Origin of the sequence: Nonomuraea purpurea (assembly GCF_042650645.1) — a bacterium.
Lineage (GTDB): Bacteria > Actinomycetota > Actinomycetes > Streptosporangiales > Streptosporangiaceae > Nonomuraea > Nonomuraea purpurea.
The window spans coordinates 316,213-334,791 of the sequence record NZ_JBHSBI010000002.1 but is presented as its reverse complement, the minus strand read 5'-3'; the positions used below and the strand labels follow the sequence as shown (position 1 = coordinate 334,791).

Genomic DNA, 18,579 nt, shown 5'->3' with positions numbered 1-18,579 from the left:
CACCAGCAAAGGAGACGAAACCGATGAACTCGTACGGGCCACCACCGCAGCACCAACCCGGCCAGCCCTACCCTCAGCCCGCACAGTGGGCCCAACCGATGCCCACGCACGGCCAGCCGCAGTACGGACCGCCCAACCACACGCCACCGCCCGCGGCGCCGAACACCCAGGCATGGATCGGCGTAACGGCACTCCTCAGCGCCCTTGCCGCCCTCGTGGTGGCGATCTATCAGGCGCTCCCGTTACCCAACGGAGCAAGTCCCGCGCCAGTGGTGAGCATCGCCACGTTCATCCTGTCGATCGTCGCCCTCGCCAAGGCCAGGCGACGCCCGTCCCAGGGCGGTGTGGCGGCGTTCGCGCTGATCGCCAGCATCGCCGCGTTCATCGTCGGCGTCCAAGCCAGCAAAGAGATGCAGGCCCGCCACGACTATCAACGCCAGGTCGTGAACTGCATCATCACCAACGGCTGCTAGTCAGCAGGAGCAGGTGCGACGCGCCTGGTACAGCAATGCCTGCGGTCGCTGCGTGTCGCCTGCCTTCTCGATCGCTTTCGCGATCGCGTCGCAGGCGTAACACCGTGCAGGCTCATCAGCCCGGTAGGTGTGGACCGGCCGCCCGCCGGCCATCGCGGTCGTCTCCGACAGCGGCAGCCTGCAGGCCGGACACCGTTCGGCGAGTTCGTCCTGGTAGGCGATAGCCCACGCCAGGTCCTCTTCCGTCCACTCCGATTCCCTCGTAGTCACCGATCGGACCAGGCGCCCCTGCTTGTTGTAGTGATGGCGGGTAACCGTCTCCGGTTCCCGCCCCAACAACCGCGACCTCGGTATCCGGTAGGCCGCGGCGATCTCTAGTTCGCGCCAGTGCTCGACAGAATCGCGGAGGCGCTCGCGGAGAAAGGGATATCCACCTTGCGACGGTTCAGGAAGAACGCGCCGGAGTACAGCTCGTCCCACTGTCCCTGAGACAGAACCTCGTCGACGAGTTCCTCCACCTCCGGGACCGACATTTGCGGATCGACACAGCAGGCAGCCACCAAAGCGACGGGCAGCGTGTCCCCGTTGTAGTCGAGGCCGTTCTCCTTGTCCTCCGGCCGCGGCTTGTGCGCCGCCACCAGATCTGACCACTTCTTCTTCGGCAGCGCACGCAGGCGGAACACGGTGGTGTCCGCTTGCATCCGCTCCCGCAGCGCCTCGATCCGCTGGGCGAGCTCCGTTTCGGCCGGGCTGCGCCCGCTCGCCGCCATCGTCGCGCCAGGCTTGTCCGGCCTGGTCCGCTCGATCTGCAACTGCCTTTCGAGTTCCTCGAACTCCGCCTGCAGGTCGCCTGCGAGGCACAGCGGAACCGACTTCTCGGGCAGCTTCGCCTTCTTCTTGACGTCCGCGAATGTGGCCATGGTCAGGCAGCCACCGTCGCGTCGATGTTGTAGGTGGACGAGGCGAACAGCTTGATCGAGAACTTCTCCTGCGACTCCCGCTCAGGGGCGAGCTTGCGCCTCTCACCGCACGTCACGCCGTAAACCTCGACGTGCTGCCCGGCAGCGTACGCGGTGGCCACCACCAGACCACGCCGCACCACCAGGAAGCCGACCGTGCCGCGGACCATGACGGTCCACATGCGGTCGTTCGCAGTGATGCTGTCGCGGTACCCAGTCAGGTCGATGTTCGCCTTGCTGCGGCCCGGAGCCTCGAAGTCCTGCGTGGACGCCAGCGTCGGGCCGGCGATGGTGCCTTCATCGAACTCGATGCTGAGGCCGTCGTCGGTGAGGGTGTTCTCCAGGTCGACAATGCCGACAGCAGTCAACTCGGCGACGGTCGGCGCGGAGATGGACGCGATGGAGGGCACGAACGTGGCCCTAGTGTTACCGTCCGTCAGAATCTGACCCATGGATCAGCCCTTCTTGCTGCCGCGCAGCGGCGAGGAGGAAGCGCCGGAGACGTCCGGCTGGTCGGAAGCCGCACCGGCGGCAGGGGAAGCAGGCGCCGGATCGGCGTCGGGCTCGGACGGCTGGTTGTCGAGGATCACGACGCCGGGCCGCTTCTCCCAAAAGGGGCGAGCTGAGGCGTCGACCTCGAACTCGTGGCCGTACTCGTTGCGGATGGTGATCGTCTTCACGACCGCATCACCGCGATCGAGACGGTCGTCGTCGGCGTGCAGGCGATGGCCACCCGGCCGTCGGTGGAGTCGACGTACGCAGGTAGTAGCGGGATCGGAACGTCCGCGCCGGCGGCGATGGTCTTCGTCTTGACCGGGTTTGCGACGCCGTACGGGGTGTTGCCGGGAACGGTGATCGTCGCGGTCGTAGAACTGCCAGAACCGTTCCGGATGACCACGAACATTCCGGGCTCGTACTTGACCCGGTCGCCCGACCCGCCCACGGCGGCGTAACTGATGGCGGCCTCGCTGCTGATCGCCTGCGAGGTGTCAAGGTTGGCCATGCGCTCTCCTCAGGGCATGCCGAAGAGCCCGCACACGTGGCGTGCCGGGCTACGGGGTTCAGGAAAGGAAGGTCAGACGGGATCTGACCTGGTCAGGTATTGGGCGGTGGCGAACCACAGATTGGTGGAGACGTCATCCCGTCTCAGCGGCTGGGAGCCTTCCTCGACGGTCGGCCACACGCGCCGCCCAACGACCACCGGAACGCCTGCCAGAACGGCTGCGCGGGTTTTGTCGGCCACCCATTGGGCCTGCGCCGGCGAGGCGCCAACCGACGTGATCTGGTACCGCAACTCGGTGGGCCCGTTGTTGGCCAGCGTGCGCCGGCCTGGAGTCAACATCCCACTGTCCGGGTAAACCACCGCGTACGGAGGGGCAGCGTTCGCCGCGGCACCACCCCAGTAGATGCGGCAGTCCTCCCCGACCGGCGCCCGAATGATTGCCAGCAGCGCTTCAATGAGCGGTGCCGCTGAAAGCGTCGTCACGACATGAACCCATCGGCGATCTTCTTCGCGGCAGCCTCAAACAGCGGTTCGAGTGTCGCCATCGCCTGCCCCATATCGTTGTGCGGCGGCTGGTGGACGCTGCCCCACTCGAAACCGCGACCCATGCCGCCCTGCGGCATCGCCCTGTCCGGGCCGACCTCCCAGTCAGGCCCATCCGTTGAGAACCGCTGCTCAGACGTGATGGATCGCGGGTAGTGCTTGCCGTGCGCTCCCGCAGAAGATCGGGCGTTGCGTCGCCAGTCCCGCTGCAGTTTGGCCGCCATCTTCTTGGTCACCGGGTACGCCTCTTGCGCCACCTCGTGCGCCTCACGCTCGATCTCAGCAGCAACCGGGAGGAGTTCGGAGAAGTCGAGGTCGACGTCAGCCACCGTCACCCCTCCTTGTCCTCCACAAGTAGCCGCCTGGCTGTGGATGTCCCGGCGAGGCTGATGCCGATCACTTCGAGGTTGCGTCCGATCAGCCACGCGTCGTCGGAGGCGGTGACGCGTAGCCGGTCTTCACGCTGGATCTGATCGGTGGCGTCCCAGGGCAGCACAGCAACGCACTGCGCTAGGGTCACCTCGCGTTCGCCCCACTCCGTCTCCGAACTGGAGCGGGGCTTGATCCGGCACCGCCCGTTGTAGACCGTCGTCCACGGCTGATCGAGCATGCCGGTCTCTTCGTTGAGCACCGGTTCGCCGTCCTTGCGCTCCACCGTGCAGGTGTCGCGCATCAACTGCAGCGCTACTGCTCGACCTCGGGCGAGCACTCCGGAGACGCTCACCGTGGCCTCACCACGTACGCGCCCGGCGACGAGCCGAGGAACGCAGCGAGTTGCGCGGCTTCCCCGGGCAGCAGACCGGACGCCGTCTCGACCGCTTCGGCTGCGTAGGTGACGGAGTAGTCGTCGATGGACTCGCTGCGGATCCCAGCCTCCATTCCTGCGGCCTCCTCCGTGGAGGACAACCGGGCAGCAACAGAGCAGACGAGGTCCAGCAGTTCGTCTGGCATGGAGGTGAACCCGTGCGCATAGGTGACGTTGACGTCGCCGCACCACAGCGGGATGCGGTGGACGCGTTCCATGCCGTCCCACCGCCACCCAGTCAGGGTGGCGCCGCCGTCCTCGGGGAGCCTCGCCACCGTGGACACTGCGGTGATGGGCCCGCCCGGGAGGAGGGCGGTACCGCCCTCCACCCGCCGGCGCACCGTTGAGATGGTGGAGGAGATGGGGCGGCCCGCCTCCCGGCGTAGACGTGCGGAGGCGCGGGCGAGCATCTCCATCCCCCGCCCCTCCGGCAGGGCATAGCCGAGCCTGGCGGCGTCGGCAGGAGACGCGAGAGGAAGAGGAGGCATGGGCAACCTCCTCAGCCCTTGGAGCCGTACAGCTCCATCAGGTCATGCTTGGTCAGTGCCTCAGCGTCGTCGATGGGCACGCCGTGGACGCGGTGCGCATACCCGACCCATATCGCCTTGGACGCGTTCGCGGCCGGAGGCTGCTCGGGCTCGTCCGCGGACTTTTCCGCGTACGGGCTGCCGTCCTGGTTAACCCGGGTCAGGTAGCCCTTGGTGAGCTGGTCGGCCATGACCTCCGGCAGCGGGAGGTCCATCTGCCAGACGATGCCTCCCGCGCCGCGGAACCAGCCGGTTTCCCGATCATGCATCAGGTGTTCCTCGGCACACGGAACGCCGTGATGGTCATCGTCTGCGTGGTCTCCACCAGCAGCGAACCATCACTCTGCAGGAAACGGCCGGACTCGAACGGGCCGACCCACAGGGTGGCGTTCGCGCCGACCGCCACCGTCAGGTCACCCTGCCCAGCGGCGAGCGCGGGCGGGGTGGCGCCAGCCTTCACGACGACGTTGCCCGCGGAGGAGCCGTTCACGACGCGCAGGAGCGTCAGCTCGGGCAGTGCGTTGACCTTCGTGTTCGCGGCGGGCACAGCCGGGATCTGGCCGCGGTTAGCCGCGCCGGATGTGATCGAGACACCAGCCGGGTCGGCGAGGTTGCTGTTGGACACGAGGTTGCTGTACGGAATCGCAGTGATCGCCATAGTTGATGTCCTTGTCTACTTACTGCGACTGGGCGACGGCCGTGACGATGCAGTCCGGCCGGACGAGCTTCGCCCCGTAGAGCGCGAGGCCCTTGATGGCGTCGCTGAAACCGGCCTCGGGCCTGTACGCCTCGGTCTTGTTGATCTGCTCCGCGAAGCTGATCGCCATGTCGACGCCGCCCTGGACGATGCTCTGGTTCGCTCCCGGGACCGGGGTGTTGTTCGACACGAGGATGTCGAACCCTGCGGCGCGTCCGACCTGGCCGTTGCGCAGACCCTCCTCGGTACCGGACTCGTTCAGCTTGATGAACCGGCCGTCGAGCAGCAGCCTGCCGTGCAGCCACGGCGGGATCACGACATACCGGCCCATGGTGGGCACGTTGGCCTCGTCGAGCTTCACCTTCAGCGGGACAAGAATCTTGTCGTAGGCGTCCGTGGGAGTGCCAGCGGCAACCGTGACGGTGCCGAGCGCGTTCGCGGTGGCGACACCCGTGTACAGGCTGGCCACGTACTGGTCGACCACGTCGGCCAGCTTGTAGGCAGCCCGGGAGATCGCCTCGGGGATGACGTTCCCGCGCGCCTGACGGGCGTCGACGTCGTCGACCTTGAACGCGAAGTACTTGCACTGGTCGATGACCAGCGTCCGCTGCGCGTCGGTCAACTCCTCCGGCGTGATCGAGGTTTGGTTGGGCGTGTACGTCGCGATCGTCGGATCGGAGATCGAGGTGATCCGAACGGTGTCACCCGCCTCAGAGATCTCACCCTCGTAGTCGCGATTCACGATCCCAGGGCCCGCGTACACCAGAGCCTTGCGGAGCGCGACCAGGAGGTTCGCGCTCCAGATCTCCGGCCGGAACCGGGTAATGGCCATGTCAGCCGTTCCTTTCGATGGTTAGCGCGAAACACCGAGAAGGCCGTCGAAACGGCCTTCTGCCTGCGCCTGGACGATTTGCTCGGGCGACATCCGGCGGAGGTCGTCCTCGGTGAGCTGGGCTGGCTTCTGGGGCCCCTTGCGGGCGCCGCCATCCCCTGAGCCCTGGAATCGCTTGGCGCTTTGCGCTGCCACAGCCAGGTAGGGCTTCTTTTCGAGAAGCTCATCGAGAGCTTCCTTGATCGCCTCGGCGTCGATCTTGTCGCCGTCGAGGAAGTCCGCAATCTCGTTGCCAGCCAGCAGCAGCGTCCGGACCACGTCCGGGTCCTGGGCGCGCTTGGCCGCGAGCACTTCGATCTTGTCGCTGACGCGGTCCTTCAGGACCTCCGCCTTGAGCGCGGTCTTGGCCTGCTCCTGCGCCTCCTTTCGGATGGCGTCCAGGTCCGGTCCCCGGTCGACAGGCGCATCACCGGAGTTGGAAGGCTTCTGCTCGGCCGCTTTGCGAAGCTTGTCCAGTTCGGCCAGGGCATCATCCCGTTCCCGCTCCCGCTGCCGGCGCAGCCGCTCGGCAACTCGCCGCCGCTCCTTCTCCGCTTGCAGCGCCTTCTCCCCCGCAGGGCCGAGCGGGCGGTCCTCAGGCGTGTCGGCCGAGTCCTCATCGGCGTCGCCAGCATCGTCATCAACAGCCGAGGCGAGCATCTCTTCGGCCTGGGCGTCGTCGTCCGCGATTGCCGCGTCGTCGACGTCAGCGGACGTTGCGTCCTGCTGATCAGCCATGTTGCAGGTCTCCGTTCTTCAGGCACGCCCAAGAACCCGGACCGCGTTGCGCGATCGGCTGGCGTGCGGTGGGTTTAGCTCTTCAGGCTGCCGTCGACAGCCCAGTCCTCAGGGATGAGCGGGGCGAGATCCAACGCCTTGGCCCGCTTGATGATGTGCCGTCTGACCAGTGCGCGGGCCTCGTCGGTGTTCGGCCGAACTCTGCCGACCGCGCGGATCGCGTTTTGCAGGTCCTGCCGGTTCCGGATCGGGAACCGGCCCCCGCTCATGGCCTGTCCTTGCTTTGCGGCCTTCTCACGGTCTGCGGTGGACATGTCGGCCACGAGTTCCTCCTACGTGATGAAGCCGTGGCGTCGCAGCATCTCGATCGCCTGGTCACGGTCGCCGCCGGCGTCCTTCAGGATCTGCTCAGGCATGAGCCGCACCTGCCCGCGAAGACGGCGGCCTGCTGCGCCGCGACGAGTGGCGCCGGTCGTGGTGACGATCCGCCCGCCCGCGGTTTGCATGCCGCGTCGCGCGTTGACCACCTGACCGAGGTCGGCACCAAGGCGGACAGCTTCTGCGCCAGCCTTACCGAAGCGGCGGTCCTGGTCGGCTTCGGACATCTGCTCGAAGAGGTCGCGAGGCGAAGAAATGGACACGTCGTCGCTGGTTACGGGCTGCATCGTGCAGTCACAGTTCGGATGGCGCTGGAAGCCGGTCGAGTGCGAGTAAACCTTGCCCGCCAGGATGATGCACCTGGAGCAGGCAGGCAGGTTCACTACCCGGACGTACATCACCCACTGCCGGTTGGCGGTCATCCCGGCCTCGACCGCGCCGCGCCCGGCGTCGGCCGCCTGCGTGGCGGCGATCATCGTCATGTGGGCGGTCGCCCGCCGCATCGCCTCATCCATCGGCACGCCCTCAGCGAGCAACCTTTTCAGGGCGATCACCGGTTGGTACATCAGCGACTCAAGTGGGCGCCCATCCGACGCGATCCCTGAGAACGCCTCTGGCACCACCTCGAACGCGGGCGGGGAAACATCCTGCGCCCGCGCCAGGTCCCGCAAATAGAGAGGCACCAAGGCGGCGACGTCGGTCTGCGCTCGGGCCATCATCTCAACGATCGACGGCCCGACCCCTGCCTGCCACGACTCGGTCAACCGTTCCCGGTCGATGCGCCTCCACCAGCCGAGAATCATCGCGACCAGGGCGAGGATGATTCCTCTTTGGCGTTGCTGGTGAGCAGCGGCGATCTCTTGCGGGGTGGCCATCGGCTATGCGACCGGTTCTGGTTCGACCTGGAGCGGGTCGCCCTGCTCGGCGACCAGCTCGGCGGCAGGCGGCTGGACGGCGCCATTGAGCGCCTGGTTGATGGGATCCCTCTGCGCCTGCTCCTCGGCCATGCGCATGACTCGCTCCACCTCGTGCGGTTCCAGCCCGTACTGTTCGGCAATCCATGGCAGGGGGAAGCCGATCGTTTTGAGCTTCATGAGAGCGTCGACCTTCTGGCCGAGCGCCCGGAACTGGGTGTCCGCCCACATGACTGTGCCGCGCCGGCACGCCTTCGCCTTCGGTTCGTCGTCCATGGCCAGCGCCATCAGCGCGTGGATCTCTCGGATAGAGGAGTTGACGTAGACGATCCGCTCCCCCGTCTTCGACACCAGACCGGTCTCGGCCGCGGTGAGCGCTTCGGCGCTCAGGTTGGCGACCTTGCCGATCAGATAGTGCGGCGGAGTTCGGGTCTGGGCGGCGATGTGCTCGATCGCACGCTCGATCACATTGCTGTACGCGGCCAAGTCTGCGGCCGGCCAACTGCCGATGCTGGCGTCGCCGGTCAACCACAGGATCCGCTCGTTGATGAGGGTGTCAAGTTCGAGCGGTCTCTCGCCGACCTTTTGCCCGTTGTCGTCAAGGACCGGCATCTTCGGCACGTCGGCGCCCATCACGACCCGCTGCGGCAAGCTGGCGAAGTCGAGGGCGTTCATCAGGTACGCCCACGTCAGGTTGATGGCGTCCTGCATCGCCATCACGCCCGAGATGTCAGAGATTGGGTCGTCGTCGAGCAGCGTCTGATTCCGTAGCTCCACCATCGGGACGACGCCCATCGGGTTCGGGATCGGCCAGGTGTCGTCGTTGTCGCCCTGCCGCGGCTGCCAGCCGTACGGGCCCGCGTTGCGGACCACGTCGCTTCCGGCTGGAACGATCAGCCCCGAGACGCTGTACCCGGTCCGGGCGTAGCGCGGCCTGGAAAACTTCCACACGTCAGTGGGCGTGTACAGGGTGGCGTACTCGCGTGTGTCGTCGCTCCAGAGCTTCAACGCCGCCGACCGCTTACCGGTGTCGGAGTCGTAGCCGACGATCGCCTGGTCGGGACGCTCCCACGTCACCCGAGGCTCGTCCTCGCTGTCTGAGCTGCCCCACACCAGGCAGTACGAGCGGGCGGCAGCGAGCGTGACCACGAACGCTTCCGATGAGGTGCGCTCACAGTCGGCAACCTTCCACGCCTCCGAGAGTTCCTTGTCCGCCGTCCGCTCGTCCGGATCCAGCCGGATACCGAGCACATTCATGCGTTCGGCCGGCGCCGCCGCTACCGGGGCAGTCCAGTTGTCGGAGAACCCCTTGAACCGGTCAGCGAAATAGTCACGGAACTCGGGACTGGCATAACAGAGCTTGTGCTTGCCCTTGTAGTAGTCGAGCCGCCGCGTCGTCTCCGTCTCACGCCGGCGAAGCTCGTCGGCGAGACGATTCAAGATGGTGACTGCCCTGCGGGCCTCGTCGGTGTTCGGCCCTTCCTGGACCGGCAGAGGCATAGCCACCAGGCGTCACCTCCGTCTGGTCGATGACGCCGTATAGATCAGGTTCTCGGTGGGCTTCTCGACCACGAACAAGCCGGCGGCGAGAGCGTCGCCGTACGCTTCGTGGGCGAGCACCGAGCAGACGGTGAGGTCGATTTTCTGCGTCTGGGACGCCTTCGCCAGGACGTACCGCTGGCCAGGGCGTGGCGCCTTACGGGTGTTGCGGACGTGAATCGCAGTGATCGGACACCCGTCGTGGGTGAACGGCGAATCCGCTTTGCCGACGTCGACCAGCAACCGCTCGTTGGCGGCGTGCATCTGTACGGGCCGGTACGTCGCCCAGCGGATCACAACCTTGTCGCCGTACTTCTCCGCCCATGCGTCAATCTCTGACGTCCACCCGGGTGGGTCGATGTAGGCCCGGATAACGCGATAGCGCATCATGAGCTCGTCGAAAGCCGCCGCGACTTCAAGCCGCGGCACCTGCCCCCCGTACGCGGCCGGATCCCATACGGTCGGACACCGGTCTGGGCCGAACGTGGGAGTGAACTGGTAGCCATCCGCGGTCTCTGCCCGGATGCCCGTCCAGTCGTCGGAGTCCGAACCGTCGAAGCCCAGCACGATCGGCGTCCCGTTCGGAACCTGGCGGAGTGCCGCTCGGCTGTCCCACACGTCGCCATCAATGAAATGGCCGGCGCCGTACACGATGCGGTTGCCGAAGAAGCGTTCCGCCTGTGCGGGGTCACGCTCCAGCAGCTCCGCCGCCTCGGCCTCGATCGCGTCCAGGTCAACCCATGGGGAGCCTTCGTAGACGATTCGGTGGATCTTTCGCCGCTCGACCTTGTTCTTGTAGGACAGGTGCGACGGGGCCTGCGGGAAGTCGCGAAAGATGTCCGTGGCCTTAGCCTCGGACGTCCGCTGAGCGACGCTGTCCTCGGACGGATCCCATGCGTTCGTGGTCTCCCACGCCCTGCCCCCCATGCCCGCGAGTCCTCGCCGCTGCGTTTCCGCAACGCGGATCATCTTGTTCGTGACCGTCCAAATGCCCGTCTCATCCTGGGCGCAGAATGTGACGCGCTGCCCCAGCCGGGACATCGCACTCGCGGTGACCACGTCGATGCGTCCGCCGCCCGGGAGTCGCACAAATTCCTCGCCCGTCTTCGGAATCAGGTCCGCCAGCGGCCCGTACTCGATCATCGGGCGAAGCGCGTCGAAGACGTTCCCGACCTGTTCCTCTGACGTCGCGGTCAACTGGATCAGGGGCGTAGGCCAGGGCATCCCCAACGGCTCGCCAAGCTTGTACTCGTAGAGCCAGCCACAGCCGCAGCCGAAGTTGCGGCAGTCGTACACGTCGCCGCGTTCGGCCCAGCCCGCGAACAGGGCCGGTCCTACCCCTTCCGTGCAGACGATCGCAGCGGTAAACGGACCCTTGCCGGTGTTGCACGTCGGGATCATCTCCCGGCCGGCAAGGAACATGTGCGACGGCGCATCCACAGTGATGCACTGCGTCGGAACGGTCGGAATCTTCTCAACAGCAACGACCCGGCGATGCTCGAACTGCGAATGGCTTCGGCCCTCCGGCTTCAACCGATCCTGTTTGCGCGCCAGGTGGAAGACGGGCATGTCCGCCCTCGCCGCGAAGTTGATGCGCCACTTCGGACCAGTCGCGCGCCCGTTCAACCTCGCAATGCCCTCGTACACGGTGTGCTTGATACCGAGCGAATACAGCAGTTCTCGCATGCCGTCACGCAGGACAGGCAGGACGGTCGTGAACTCGCACTTGCCTTGCCGAGCATCGGCAAAGCCGTCCGTATCCATCAGGCCCTGCAGGAGCGCCCACCGCTGCTTCTCGGATCCGCGAAGATATGCGGACGGGATGTGCTTGTTCTTGAGAAGGCCCGACAGGCGGAGGTGTGTCCTCAGGCCGATGACGTTGACCCGTTTGGTCACCTTCATCTGCCGCACCTCGTACCCGGCGTTCACGATGCGGTCGAACACCTCGCGATCCAGGCCGGTCAGACGACCATCGTCATGATTGCCGTCGCCCAGCCACGCGCCGAGCACGTAGGGGTCGATGGGAAGGTTCGCTTCTGGGAGCCGCAGCGGCTGCGCGTTCCCGATCCGGAACCGGCGTGCACCCTGCTTGTCGAGGAGGTTGCCGTACATGTCAGACGTGGTCACACGCTCGGCCACGTAGGTGGCGCTAGGCGTCCTCCGCTCCACCTGCCATTGATGATCCCCGCACGCCACGAGCGACGCGCCATCCGAGAAGGTCACCCGGTAGGTGTCGGACATCCACACCTGGGACTTGGAGAGCACCGTGCATGGCTCGCCGCGTTCATCGAAGATCCGGTCTCCCGGCTGGACTTCGCCCATCGTTGTCCAGCCGTCAGGCGTGGCGATGGGTGTATCGAGAGCCAGCGCCTTCTGGGGGCGGACGGTCTGCGAGCGGCGGTTGTGGAAGGCCGTAGCCAACTGGCCAACCTTCGCCTCGGGCTTCACCCGATAGTGGTTGACGACATTCCATAACTGCCAGTCGGACAGCATGAATGGGGTGCCGCGATCGAATCCGTCCGGCACTACGCAGTGCGCTTCGATCCAATCGCCGACGAGCATCCCCAGCGTGGGGAAGTTGACGACGTACTTTGGGGCAGCCGCCATCGGCGCGCTACGCTTGCTCATGTCGATCTCCTCGTTAGATCGGCCACGCCCCGGGAGTGTTGGTAGCACTCGCCGGGGTTCTGTATGCGGTTGTGGCTTTGATCATATCGGGAATGCCCCTCTAGCTGGGGCTATTCGCCTAGATCGCCGTCAATGACCTTGAATCGGTCACGAGAGGAGCGCTTCGCTGGCGCCTTCACGCCGGAACTCTTGGGCGCCGGTTCTGCGGGGGCCGCCGCGGACAACCGCCAGCGGTGGCGCAGCATCCCCTGCGTCGACAGTCCTAGCGAGTCCAGATATTGGCGGACAACCTTCTGCAGCTCGATCGAGCTCTTGGGCTGCTCCGCGCGGGCGAGCATCCGCACATACAGGGCCACCTCGTAACGCTGACCAAGTCGCTCCCACATGACCGCCTGAGGCATCGCCCACAGCTCAGCCCACAGCTCCCATTCGCGGCCCTCGGGATCCAGCAGAGGCCACTCGGGTGGATCGCCCGCTCGCCCTTCCGCGGGAAGCGTCGTCCACGTCGCCTTGTCTCCCGGCCGTTCCCGCCTGAGCGCGTCAGGATCCGGCGCCGGGCCGGATGCGGCATGTCCGCCTCTCGGCATTGCACTCACTACTCCTCCGCCGCGTTGCGCGGCATCGGGCGATGGTCACCTTGCGTCACCATCTGAAGTCGATCAAGGACCTTCTGACCTGGCAGCCCAAGGAGAGATCTCCCCCGCGGTCCTCTATTTCAGCATGTTTGTAGGGGTTGTCCCCCACCCCCGCCGCGTGTCCGGATGCGGACAGTTACCGCGATCTCGCGAGCGCGTGGATTATCGCGTGGTGTTCTGTGCGGATGCATGTCGAATACTCCGCGGTGAAGCTTCGTGGCGCGAAGTACAAGGCCAACCTTGCGCGGTATGTGAAGGCGGTCTCCTGCTGAGGGGTGTCACCTCGGTAGGGGGCGAGGGCTTCGTGGATCTCTACCTCGCCAAGCCCGTCTCCGTGGTCGGTCCGCTCCACAGCACGCCATACGTCAGCCAGCCGGGCTGCTTTGTCGATGGCGGAGCGGAGGTGCTCCACAACAGCGCCTGTATCCGCCGCTGCGTCAGTGGCGTACGACAGGTGCATGAGCCGGTCCGCCATCGCAGTCAAGTCCTCGGGGATGTAGACCAGCATGTGGAATTCGGCGCGGTCTCCGAGATCAGTCACGGTTCCTCGTCCAGGCCGAGCCGCTTGCGGATGGCGAGGTCTTCGGGAGAGCCGGGCTCGTGGTTCTCGATCCGGATCCGTGGCCGAGCGAGTTCAGCCAGGAAGTCGCATATCACCTTGTTCTGCCTGGCATCGGCCAGAGCGTTGTGTTCGCCGTCTGCTTGGCGAGGAAGGTCTTCTTCTCGTAGTCCGAGGCGGGAGGCTTCCTGCTGGATGTCGTGGGTGAACATCGGCACGCCGAATGGCTTGTCGATCATGAGGCCCCAGAGCCAGCAGAGCCGGACATGGTCGTATGCGCCGTAGTTCGCCCACAACTCCACATCCGGGGTGGCCTGGATGAAGGCTGCGACCTCATCCGCGATCCGCTCCGCCGGCTTCACCGCCCGGTCGCCGTAGTGGAACAGCCACCGTTTGGGCATGCTCAACCGCTGATCGCCATGCCCCTTCGGCAGGTGAGGGACGACGTTGTCCATCAGCCATTTGTGGCGGCGGATGCGCCTTACCGGCATGTCTCGGTTCACGGCGTAGTACTCGCGGCCATCGTCGCCGACCATGGCGATGCTGATCAGGTCGATCGTGTACCGCTTGCGGAACCAGCCCGTGTGGTACTCGATGAACTCCAGGTCGTAGTAGATCCGGGTCATCGGTCACCTGCCGGAGGAGTCCAGCCAAGAGCGATCAGCGCGTCTCGTGCTTCGTCCGGCATGGACACGACGAACTCGGGGTCCCGAGCGCCAAGGGCGGTCACCTCGATGGCGTCAATGGCGAGTTCGGTCTCTACGCGCGGCCCGTTGTTGCGTGGGTCCACCTCGATGGAGAGGCGGCGGACTCCTCGGCTGACGTCCCGGCCGTCGATGGCCACCTCGTAGGAGAGCGGGCCGCCGGACAGGGTGAGTTTGCGTTCGGTCATGGTTTCTCCCGGGTGTGGCGAGGCCCCCGAGCCCGGAGATCTCGGGGGCCTCTACCTCCCGCCGCGAACGGGAGGATCTTGATGCGTTCAGGTGGTGACGAAGTCCGCGCCAGCAAGAACGAGGAATGCGACGCCGAGGCAGAACAGGGCGGGGACCCACGACTTGTGGATGAAGCCCACGACGGACGCCGCGAGGAAGGCGACGAGAGCGAGCAGGGTGAACAGGTCGGAGGCGTTCATGGGCTTCTCGATTCCTGCGGCTACTACGGAAGGTGACCAAAATCGGGTCCCCCGCCGGTGACGAGTTGTACCGAGAGTGACTATCGGGCGTTCCATCCGCCCGGCTGATCGCGTGCGGTCCGGCGCGAATGGTGCGACTTGGAGAGCGCCCTCAGATTGGTCGGATCGTGTCCGCGGGGTCCGTTCGGGCCGAGGCCGTCGATGTGGTCCACGTCCGTCGCCGCCGAGCGCTGGTCGTACGGCAGCGCCTCACACTCGACGCATTCGCAGCGAGGGTGGTTCTTCAGATACGCCGCCCTCGTTCGCCGCCAGGCCGTGTCGTAGCCACGTTGTGAGGCGCTGCCACGCGCCTTCTCTGCGGTGCTCCGGCACTCCGAGCAGCGTCCGCCCTCGCACAGGTTCGGGCAGCCCGGCCTGCTGCAGACCGTGACTCTAAACATCGGAGACAGACAGCCAGCCGACCACAGCCGTACGCGTCGTGCCGCCCTGTGTGACCCGGATCTTGTAGAACCAGGAGCCCGGCGACTCCGCCACCGCGTCTGGGAAGTCGAGCCTCACCGAGCCGGGCGCAGCGTCGAGGATCGCCACGCCGTCGCCCTCAGTGAGCTCGTACGCGGTGGCGGCGTCATCCTCTACGTGCTGATCAGGCTTGACGATGGCGAACACGTCAGCGGAGGCGAGCCCGAGCGGGTCGCCTCCGGACGTGATCGTGAAGGTGGCCGAGTTGTCGTCGTCTTCGGTCAACGTGATGTTGATCGTGTCCGGCACGGCCACCTCCTCACGCGAGATGCCCGCCGAGCTGGCCTGCTGTGGAGTGCGTTCCGCCGAGCGAGTCCGTGGTGACGCGCGTGCCACCGAGGCTGTTCACGGAGACGAGAGCGCCGCCCAGAGGCGGTAGCTCAGGAGCTGCGCCCGTGGACACAGCAGGCGCCGGTATGGACGCCACTGCGGTCACGGTTGGAGGTCGTGCCGTGGTGGAGATGAGCGTCGCGGGGATGGATGCGAACGCCTGGACCGCAGCGGGTGTGGCTGCGACGAGGATCGTGGTCGTCGGCGTTGGTACCGCCGCAGTGGCGAGAACCACGGGCGGCTGAGCGGTGGTGCTGGTACTCGTGGCCGGCGCGGGAACGCTCGCTGCGACGGAGACGACGGGCGGTGTTGCTGTGGCGTTGCCATCCGCTGCCACTGTGGGCACCGGGATTGTGGCGCTCCCCTGGACGGTGTCCGGGGTCGCCGCGGCTCCCGCACCCGTGGTCGGGGCTGGGATCTTCGTAGAAGCCGCTACGGTGCCCGGTGAGGCTGTGGAGCCTGCCGAGACCGTAGGAGCGCCTGCAGAAGCGTCAGCGGCGACCACGGCGGGTTGTGCGGTCGCTCCAGCCGAGACGGACGGACCCAGGATCGACGCCGTGGCGGTGACAGTGTCCGGGGTCGCGGTGGAGGAGCTGCCCGTCTGGACGCTGGGCGCCGGAATTGTTGCGGTAGCAGCAACGACGGCCGGTGTGGCGGTCTGCCCGTACGAGATGGCCGGCGTGGGGATGGCGGCCGTCGCAGTGACGGTCGCGGGCTGAGCAACCTGCCCGGTGGCCACGATCGGCTCGGGTATAGACGCTGCAGCCGTGACCGCAGCAGCCGAGACCGTGGCACTCGCGCTGATGGCCGGAGCCGGGATCTGCGCGGTGGCCAGGACCACGGAGGGGCTCGCCGTTGAGCCCGCCGCGGCCTGTGGGGTGGGGATGGTGGTGGTCGTCGAGACCACGCCAGGAGCCGAAGTCGCCCCGGCACTGGTGGTGGGCGCCGGCACACCGGCAGTGGTCTCGACGACGCCTGAGGAAGCCGTGCTGCCCGTCGAGACGCTTGGAGCGCCGATCGCGGCGGTGGCCGTGACCGTACTCGGGGACGCGGTGGTGACTGCTGTGACCGCCGGAGATGGCACGCTGACGGTCGCCTGCACCGCGGCAGGGGTCGTGGACGCGCCAGTGCTCACCGAGGGCGTGGGGGCGGTAGTCGACACGGCGACGGCGGCAGGGGTTGCGGTTGAGCCCGCCGCGACAGCCGGGGCAGGGATCGACGCCGCGGCGGAGACCGTGGACGGGGCCGCAGCCGAGCCCGTCGAGATGGATGGGGTCGGAGCGGACGCCGCGGCGGCGACCGCAGCAGGAGCGGCCGTCGATCCTGTGCTCGTCGACGGCGCCGGAATCGTCGTCGTGGAGGTGACGACGCTCGGTGCGGCTGTGGCGTTGCCGTCAGGGGCCGCTGGTTCGAGGATGACCGTCCAGGCGCCGATGGCGTTGCCGGTGCCGCCGAACTGGCGGGTTCCCGTAGCGCCTGGCGAGGTGATGAGCTGGTCGGCTTCGGCGTTGTACGCGAAGCCGCTCACCGGGGTCCGGTCGGTCATGCCCGGCGGGGTGGTCAGGGCTTGGGAGGACTCGTCCGCGTACAGGACCACCAGCAAACTGTTCGGGACAGTGGTCGTCACCGAGGGGGCGACCGGGCTGGCGGCGGCGCTCTGCGCGTAGACGGCCGGCTCGGCGGCCCCCCGGTAGGCGAGGATGTCGAGGATCGGCCCGGCGCCGCCGTTCGTCCACGTCAAGTCCGGCGGGCTCGCACCCACGGTGGTGGTCCAGGCGTTGGCGTCATACTGCGCGCCTTCCCGGTCTGCGCCGATCTGGGTCCAGCCTGCGGGCCCGTCCGGGGCTGCGGAGTCCTGCATGATGGCGAGCAGGACGTCGCCCTCCTGGACGCCTGCGGGCATAAGACCGGTGTGGTCTTCGGCGTGGGTCGAGTCGATGAACTCGATCAGCACCGTGGCGACGTCCGGCGTCGGAATCGACGCGACCGCAGCCACCACAGACGGGGTGGCGGTGGCGGACGCCTGCGCCGACACCGTAGGGGCGGGGATGGACGCAGTCGCGGCCACCACGGATGGGGACGCGGTAGTGCCCGAATCCACGGAGACCGTCGGCGACGGGATCGACGCCGTGGCCGACACCACGGTCGGGGTCGCGGTCGCATCCGTGCCGCCAGTAGACGGCAGGAACACCGTGATGCCGACCCTGCTGACGATCGCGCCGGACGCCACATGGTTTTGCGTGCCTGTCGCCGCGCTGCTGGACAGCACCTTGTAGGCGGCCTCAGCGTGCGTGTAACCGCCCTGGTTGATGTCTGCGCCTGTCGGCTCCGCGTACGTGTTGGGCGGGGTGAACGTGCGGGCCGTGCCGTCGCCGTCCGCAGCGGCGAACCTGATCTCGATGCCGGATGCCGACGACGGGGTGACGCTGGGGGTGGTGACGTTGTTGCCGGAGCCCGCGCTGTTGGAGGCGTACACGCCGGGCAGCGAAGCGCCCTGTACGCAGATCAGGATCGCCGCGCCGCTCGCGCCGCCCGTCTGCGTCAGCGAATACGTGGACGGCTCGGCCCCGGTCGCAGTCTTCACGAAGGCCCGGCCGCGCGTGTACGTCTGTCCCGACGTTTGGGAGGCGATCTGCGTCCACCCAGACGGAGCCGTGATGATCGACACGTCGCCGCTGTCGATGAACTGGCCCAGCACCAGGACGTCCCCGGCAACCACCCCGGAGGGGCGGCCGATCGTGTACGAGCTGGCGTTATTGTCGGCCGTGGCCGTGGTGTGGGAGCGGTAAGCGGCGACCACACCAACCCCCAGGAACGCGAAAGCCGCCCGGAGGTGGCAAGGTCAGGAGGCGGTTTACGCGGCTGGGGTTAGGCCGCCAGCGTGTACCGGAAGATGCCGTTGGCGCTCCAGGTGATCGCGAGCGTCCCCGCAGACGTGCTGTAGGGGCTGCCCAGGTCCACCAGGACGATCGCGTTCTTGCCCGACAGGGTGTCGTCGTAGATGAGCACCCCGCGAGCGCCTGTGATCGTCGAGGACGTCCACGACGTGTCCGCCGCGTCGAACGTGGCGATGCCGCCCGAGCCGGTGAACGTCTTCGACCCGAGCGTGGCCCCGCCAGCCGTGTAGCCGGTGCCGGACAGTTCGGTGCCGGAGTAGACGCCCGCGTTGTAGGCGGCGTTCGCGATGGTCGCATTGAAGTCGGGCGTGATCGTCGAGGGGTAGAGGGCGGCCTTGATGGTGTCGCCGTCGAGGTTGACCGCGAGCTGCGTGGTGTCGAAGACGTCAACGAAGGGGGCCACGAACAGGCCGCTTGTGGTGATCGCCATGG

The 18,579-nt window shown here is 67.0% G+C and carries 29 protein-coding genes; 5 read left to right on the top strand and 24 right to left on the bottom strand.

Annotated elements, in window-relative coordinates:
• The first annotated feature begins 23 nt into the window (after positions 1–23).
• Positions 24–473: a hypothetical protein gene (locus ACFOY2_RS05400; RefSeq protein WP_379526785.1), complete on the top strand. Its 450-nt coding sequence runs from the start codon at positions 24–26 to the stop codon at positions 471–473.
• Here ACFOY2_RS05400 and ACFOY2_RS05395 read toward each other — a convergent pair whose 3' ends face one another.
• The 23 genes from ACFOY2_RS05395 to ACFOY2_RS05285 all read right to left on the bottom strand — a co-directional run bounded on the left by ACFOY2_RS05395 (position 474) and on the right by ACFOY2_RS05285 (position 15,169).
• Entirely contained in the window at positions 474–743 is a 270-nt protein-coding gene (locus ACFOY2_RS05395) for a hypothetical protein (RefSeq protein ID WP_379526784.1), read from the bottom strand.
• A gap of 104 nt (positions 744–847) precedes the next feature.
• A complete protein-coding gene (locus tag ACFOY2_RS05390; RefSeq protein WP_379526783.1) occupies positions 848–1,393 on the bottom strand; it encodes a hypothetical protein in 546 nt (181 codons plus the stop codon).
• Positions 1,394–1,395: 2 nt separating this feature from the next.
• Positions 1,396–1,884: a phage tail tube protein gene (locus tag ACFOY2_RS05385; protein WP_449290126.1), complete on the bottom strand. Its 489-nt coding sequence runs from the start codon at positions 1,882–1,884 to the stop codon at positions 1,396–1,398.
• 3 nt (positions 1,885–1,887) lie between these two features.
• Positions 1,888–2,112, bottom strand: coding sequence for a hypothetical protein (locus tag ACFOY2_RS05380; protein WP_379526781.1), 225 nt, complete (start codon positions 2,110–2,112; stop codon positions 1,888–1,890).
• On the bottom strand, positions 2,109–2,435 hold the full coding sequence (locus tag ACFOY2_RS05375; protein ID WP_379526780.1) for a hypothetical protein: 327 nt from the start codon (positions 2,433–2,435) through the stop codon (positions 2,109–2,111). Before ACFOY2_RS05375 ends, ACFOY2_RS05380 begins: the two co-directional genes overlap by 4 nt.
• Before the next feature lie 72 nt (positions 2,436–2,507).
• A complete protein-coding gene (locus ACFOY2_RS05370) occupies positions 2,508–2,918 on the bottom strand; it encodes a hypothetical protein (RefSeq protein WP_379526779.1) in 411 nt (136 codons plus the stop codon).
• Positions 2,915–3,307, bottom strand: a complete 393-nt coding sequence (locus tag ACFOY2_RS05365; RefSeq protein ID WP_379526778.1) for a hypothetical protein — start codon at positions 3,305–3,307, stop codon at positions 2,915–2,917. Before ACFOY2_RS05365 ends, ACFOY2_RS05370 begins: the two co-directional genes overlap by 4 nt.
• Before the next feature lie 2 nt (positions 3,308–3,309).
• The gene (locus tag ACFOY2_RS05360; protein ID WP_379526777.1) at positions 3,310–3,702 is read right to left on the bottom strand and encodes a DUF6093 family protein; all 393 of its coding nucleotides are present in this window, start codon (positions 3,700–3,702) and stop codon (positions 3,310–3,312) included.
• The gene (locus ACFOY2_RS05355; protein WP_379526776.1) at positions 3,699–4,271 is read right to left on the bottom strand and encodes a hypothetical protein; all 573 of its coding nucleotides are present in this window, start codon (positions 4,269–4,271) and stop codon (positions 3,699–3,701) included. The genes ACFOY2_RS05360 and ACFOY2_RS05355 overlap by 4 nt, the downstream gene beginning before the upstream one ends.
• Positions 4,272–4,282: 11 nt before the next feature.
• Entirely contained in the window at positions 4,283–4,579 is a 297-nt protein-coding gene (locus ACFOY2_RS05350) for a hypothetical protein (RefSeq protein WP_379526775.1), read from the bottom strand.
• Positions 4,579–4,968 carry a hypothetical protein gene (locus ACFOY2_RS05345; RefSeq protein WP_379526774.1) on the bottom strand — a complete coding sequence of 130 codons (390 nt, stop codon included), beginning with the start codon at positions 4,966–4,968 and terminating at the stop codon, positions 4,579–4,581. The genes ACFOY2_RS05350 and ACFOY2_RS05345 overlap by 1 nt, the downstream gene beginning before the upstream one ends.
• Positions 4,969–4,987: 19 nt before the next feature.
• A complete protein-coding gene (locus ACFOY2_RS05340) occupies positions 4,988–5,839 on the bottom strand; it encodes a phage major capsid protein (protein WP_379526773.1) in 852 nt (283 codons plus the stop codon).
• A 21-nt stretch (positions 5,840–5,860) separates the two neighbouring features.
• Positions 5,861–6,616, bottom strand: coding sequence for a hypothetical protein (locus ACFOY2_RS05335; RefSeq protein WP_379526772.1), 756 nt, complete (start codon positions 6,614–6,616; stop codon positions 5,861–5,863).
• Positions 6,617–6,690: 74 nt separating this feature from the next.
• Positions 6,691–6,939, bottom strand: coding sequence for a hypothetical protein (locus tag ACFOY2_RS05330; protein WP_379526771.1), 249 nt, complete (start codon positions 6,937–6,939; stop codon positions 6,691–6,693).
• Between the two features lie 9 nt (positions 6,940–6,948).
• Positions 6,949–7,869 (bottom strand): VG15 protein, encoded by a 921-nt coding sequence (locus ACFOY2_RS05325; protein ID WP_379526770.1) that lies wholly within the window; start codon positions 7,867–7,869, stop codon positions 6,949–6,951.
• 3 nt (positions 7,870–7,872) lie between these two features.
• Positions 7,873–9,408, bottom strand: a complete 1,536-nt coding sequence (locus ACFOY2_RS05320; protein WP_379527001.1) for a phage portal protein — start codon at positions 9,406–9,408, stop codon at positions 7,873–7,875.
• 12 nt (positions 9,409–9,420) lie between these two features.
• Entirely contained in the window at positions 9,421–12,075 is a 2,655-nt protein-coding gene (locus tag ACFOY2_RS05315) for an LAGLIDADG family homing endonuclease (RefSeq protein WP_379526769.1), read from the bottom strand.
• A 110-nt stretch (positions 12,076–12,185) separates the two neighbouring features.
• Entirely contained in the window at positions 12,186–12,662 is a 477-nt protein-coding gene (locus ACFOY2_RS05310; RefSeq protein ID WP_379526768.1) for a hypothetical protein, read from the bottom strand.
• A gap of 184 nt (positions 12,663–12,846) precedes the next feature.
• Entirely contained in the window at positions 12,847–13,251 is a 405-nt protein-coding gene (locus ACFOY2_RS05305) for a hypothetical protein (RefSeq protein ID WP_379526767.1), read from the bottom strand.
• Positions 13,248–13,895, bottom strand: a complete 648-nt coding sequence (locus tag ACFOY2_RS05300) for a 3'-5' exoribonuclease domain-containing protein (RefSeq protein WP_379526766.1) — start codon at positions 13,893–13,895, stop codon at positions 13,248–13,250. The genes ACFOY2_RS05305 and ACFOY2_RS05300 overlap by 4 nt, the downstream gene beginning before the upstream one ends.
• On the bottom strand, positions 13,892–14,161 hold the full coding sequence (locus ACFOY2_RS05295; RefSeq protein WP_379526765.1) for a hypothetical protein: 270 nt from the start codon (positions 14,159–14,161) through the stop codon (positions 13,892–13,894). The genes ACFOY2_RS05300 and ACFOY2_RS05295 overlap by 4 nt, the downstream gene beginning before the upstream one ends.
• A gap of 87 nt (positions 14,162–14,248) precedes the next feature.
• On the bottom strand, positions 14,249–14,401 hold the full coding sequence (locus tag ACFOY2_RS05290; protein WP_379526764.1) for a hypothetical protein: 153 nt from the start codon (positions 14,399–14,401) through the stop codon (positions 14,249–14,251).
• 432 nt (positions 14,402–14,833) lie between these two features.
• Positions 14,834–15,169, bottom strand: a complete 336-nt coding sequence (locus tag ACFOY2_RS05285) for a hypothetical protein (protein ID WP_379526763.1) — start codon at positions 15,167–15,169, stop codon at positions 14,834–14,836.
• A gap of 638 nt (positions 15,170–15,807) precedes the next feature.
• Here ACFOY2_RS05285 and ACFOY2_RS05280 point away from each other — a divergent pair.
• The 4 genes from ACFOY2_RS05280 (at position 15,808) to ACFOY2_RS05265 (ending at position 18,039) form a co-directional block, all read left to right on the top strand.
• Positions 15,808–15,969, top strand: a complete 162-nt coding sequence (locus ACFOY2_RS05280; protein ID WP_379526762.1) for a hypothetical protein — start codon at positions 15,808–15,810, stop codon at positions 15,967–15,969.
• Positions 15,970–16,017: 48 nt separating this feature from the next.
• Complete coding sequence (locus tag ACFOY2_RS05275; protein WP_379526761.1) at positions 16,018–16,917, top strand: hypothetical protein; 900 nt, start codon at positions 16,018–16,020, stop codon at positions 16,915–16,917.
• 270 nt (positions 16,918–17,187) lie between these two features.
• On the top strand, positions 17,188–17,526 hold the full coding sequence (locus tag ACFOY2_RS05270) for a hypothetical protein (RefSeq protein ID WP_379526760.1): 339 nt from the start codon (positions 17,188–17,190) through the stop codon (positions 17,524–17,526).
• A 33-nt stretch (positions 17,527–17,559) separates the two neighbouring features.
• Entirely contained in the window at positions 17,560–18,039 is a 480-nt protein-coding gene (locus ACFOY2_RS05265; protein WP_379526759.1) for a hypothetical protein, read from the top strand.
• Positions 18,040–18,118: 79 nt separating this feature from the next.
• On the opposite strand, the gene ACFOY2_RS05260 is transcribed toward ACFOY2_RS05265, so the two are convergent.
• The gene (locus ACFOY2_RS05260; RefSeq protein ID WP_379526758.1) at positions 18,119–18,577 is read right to left on the bottom strand and encodes a hypothetical protein; all 459 of its coding nucleotides are present in this window, start codon (positions 18,575–18,577) and stop codon (positions 18,119–18,121) included.
• Positions 18,578–18,579 lie beyond the last annotated feature (2 nt).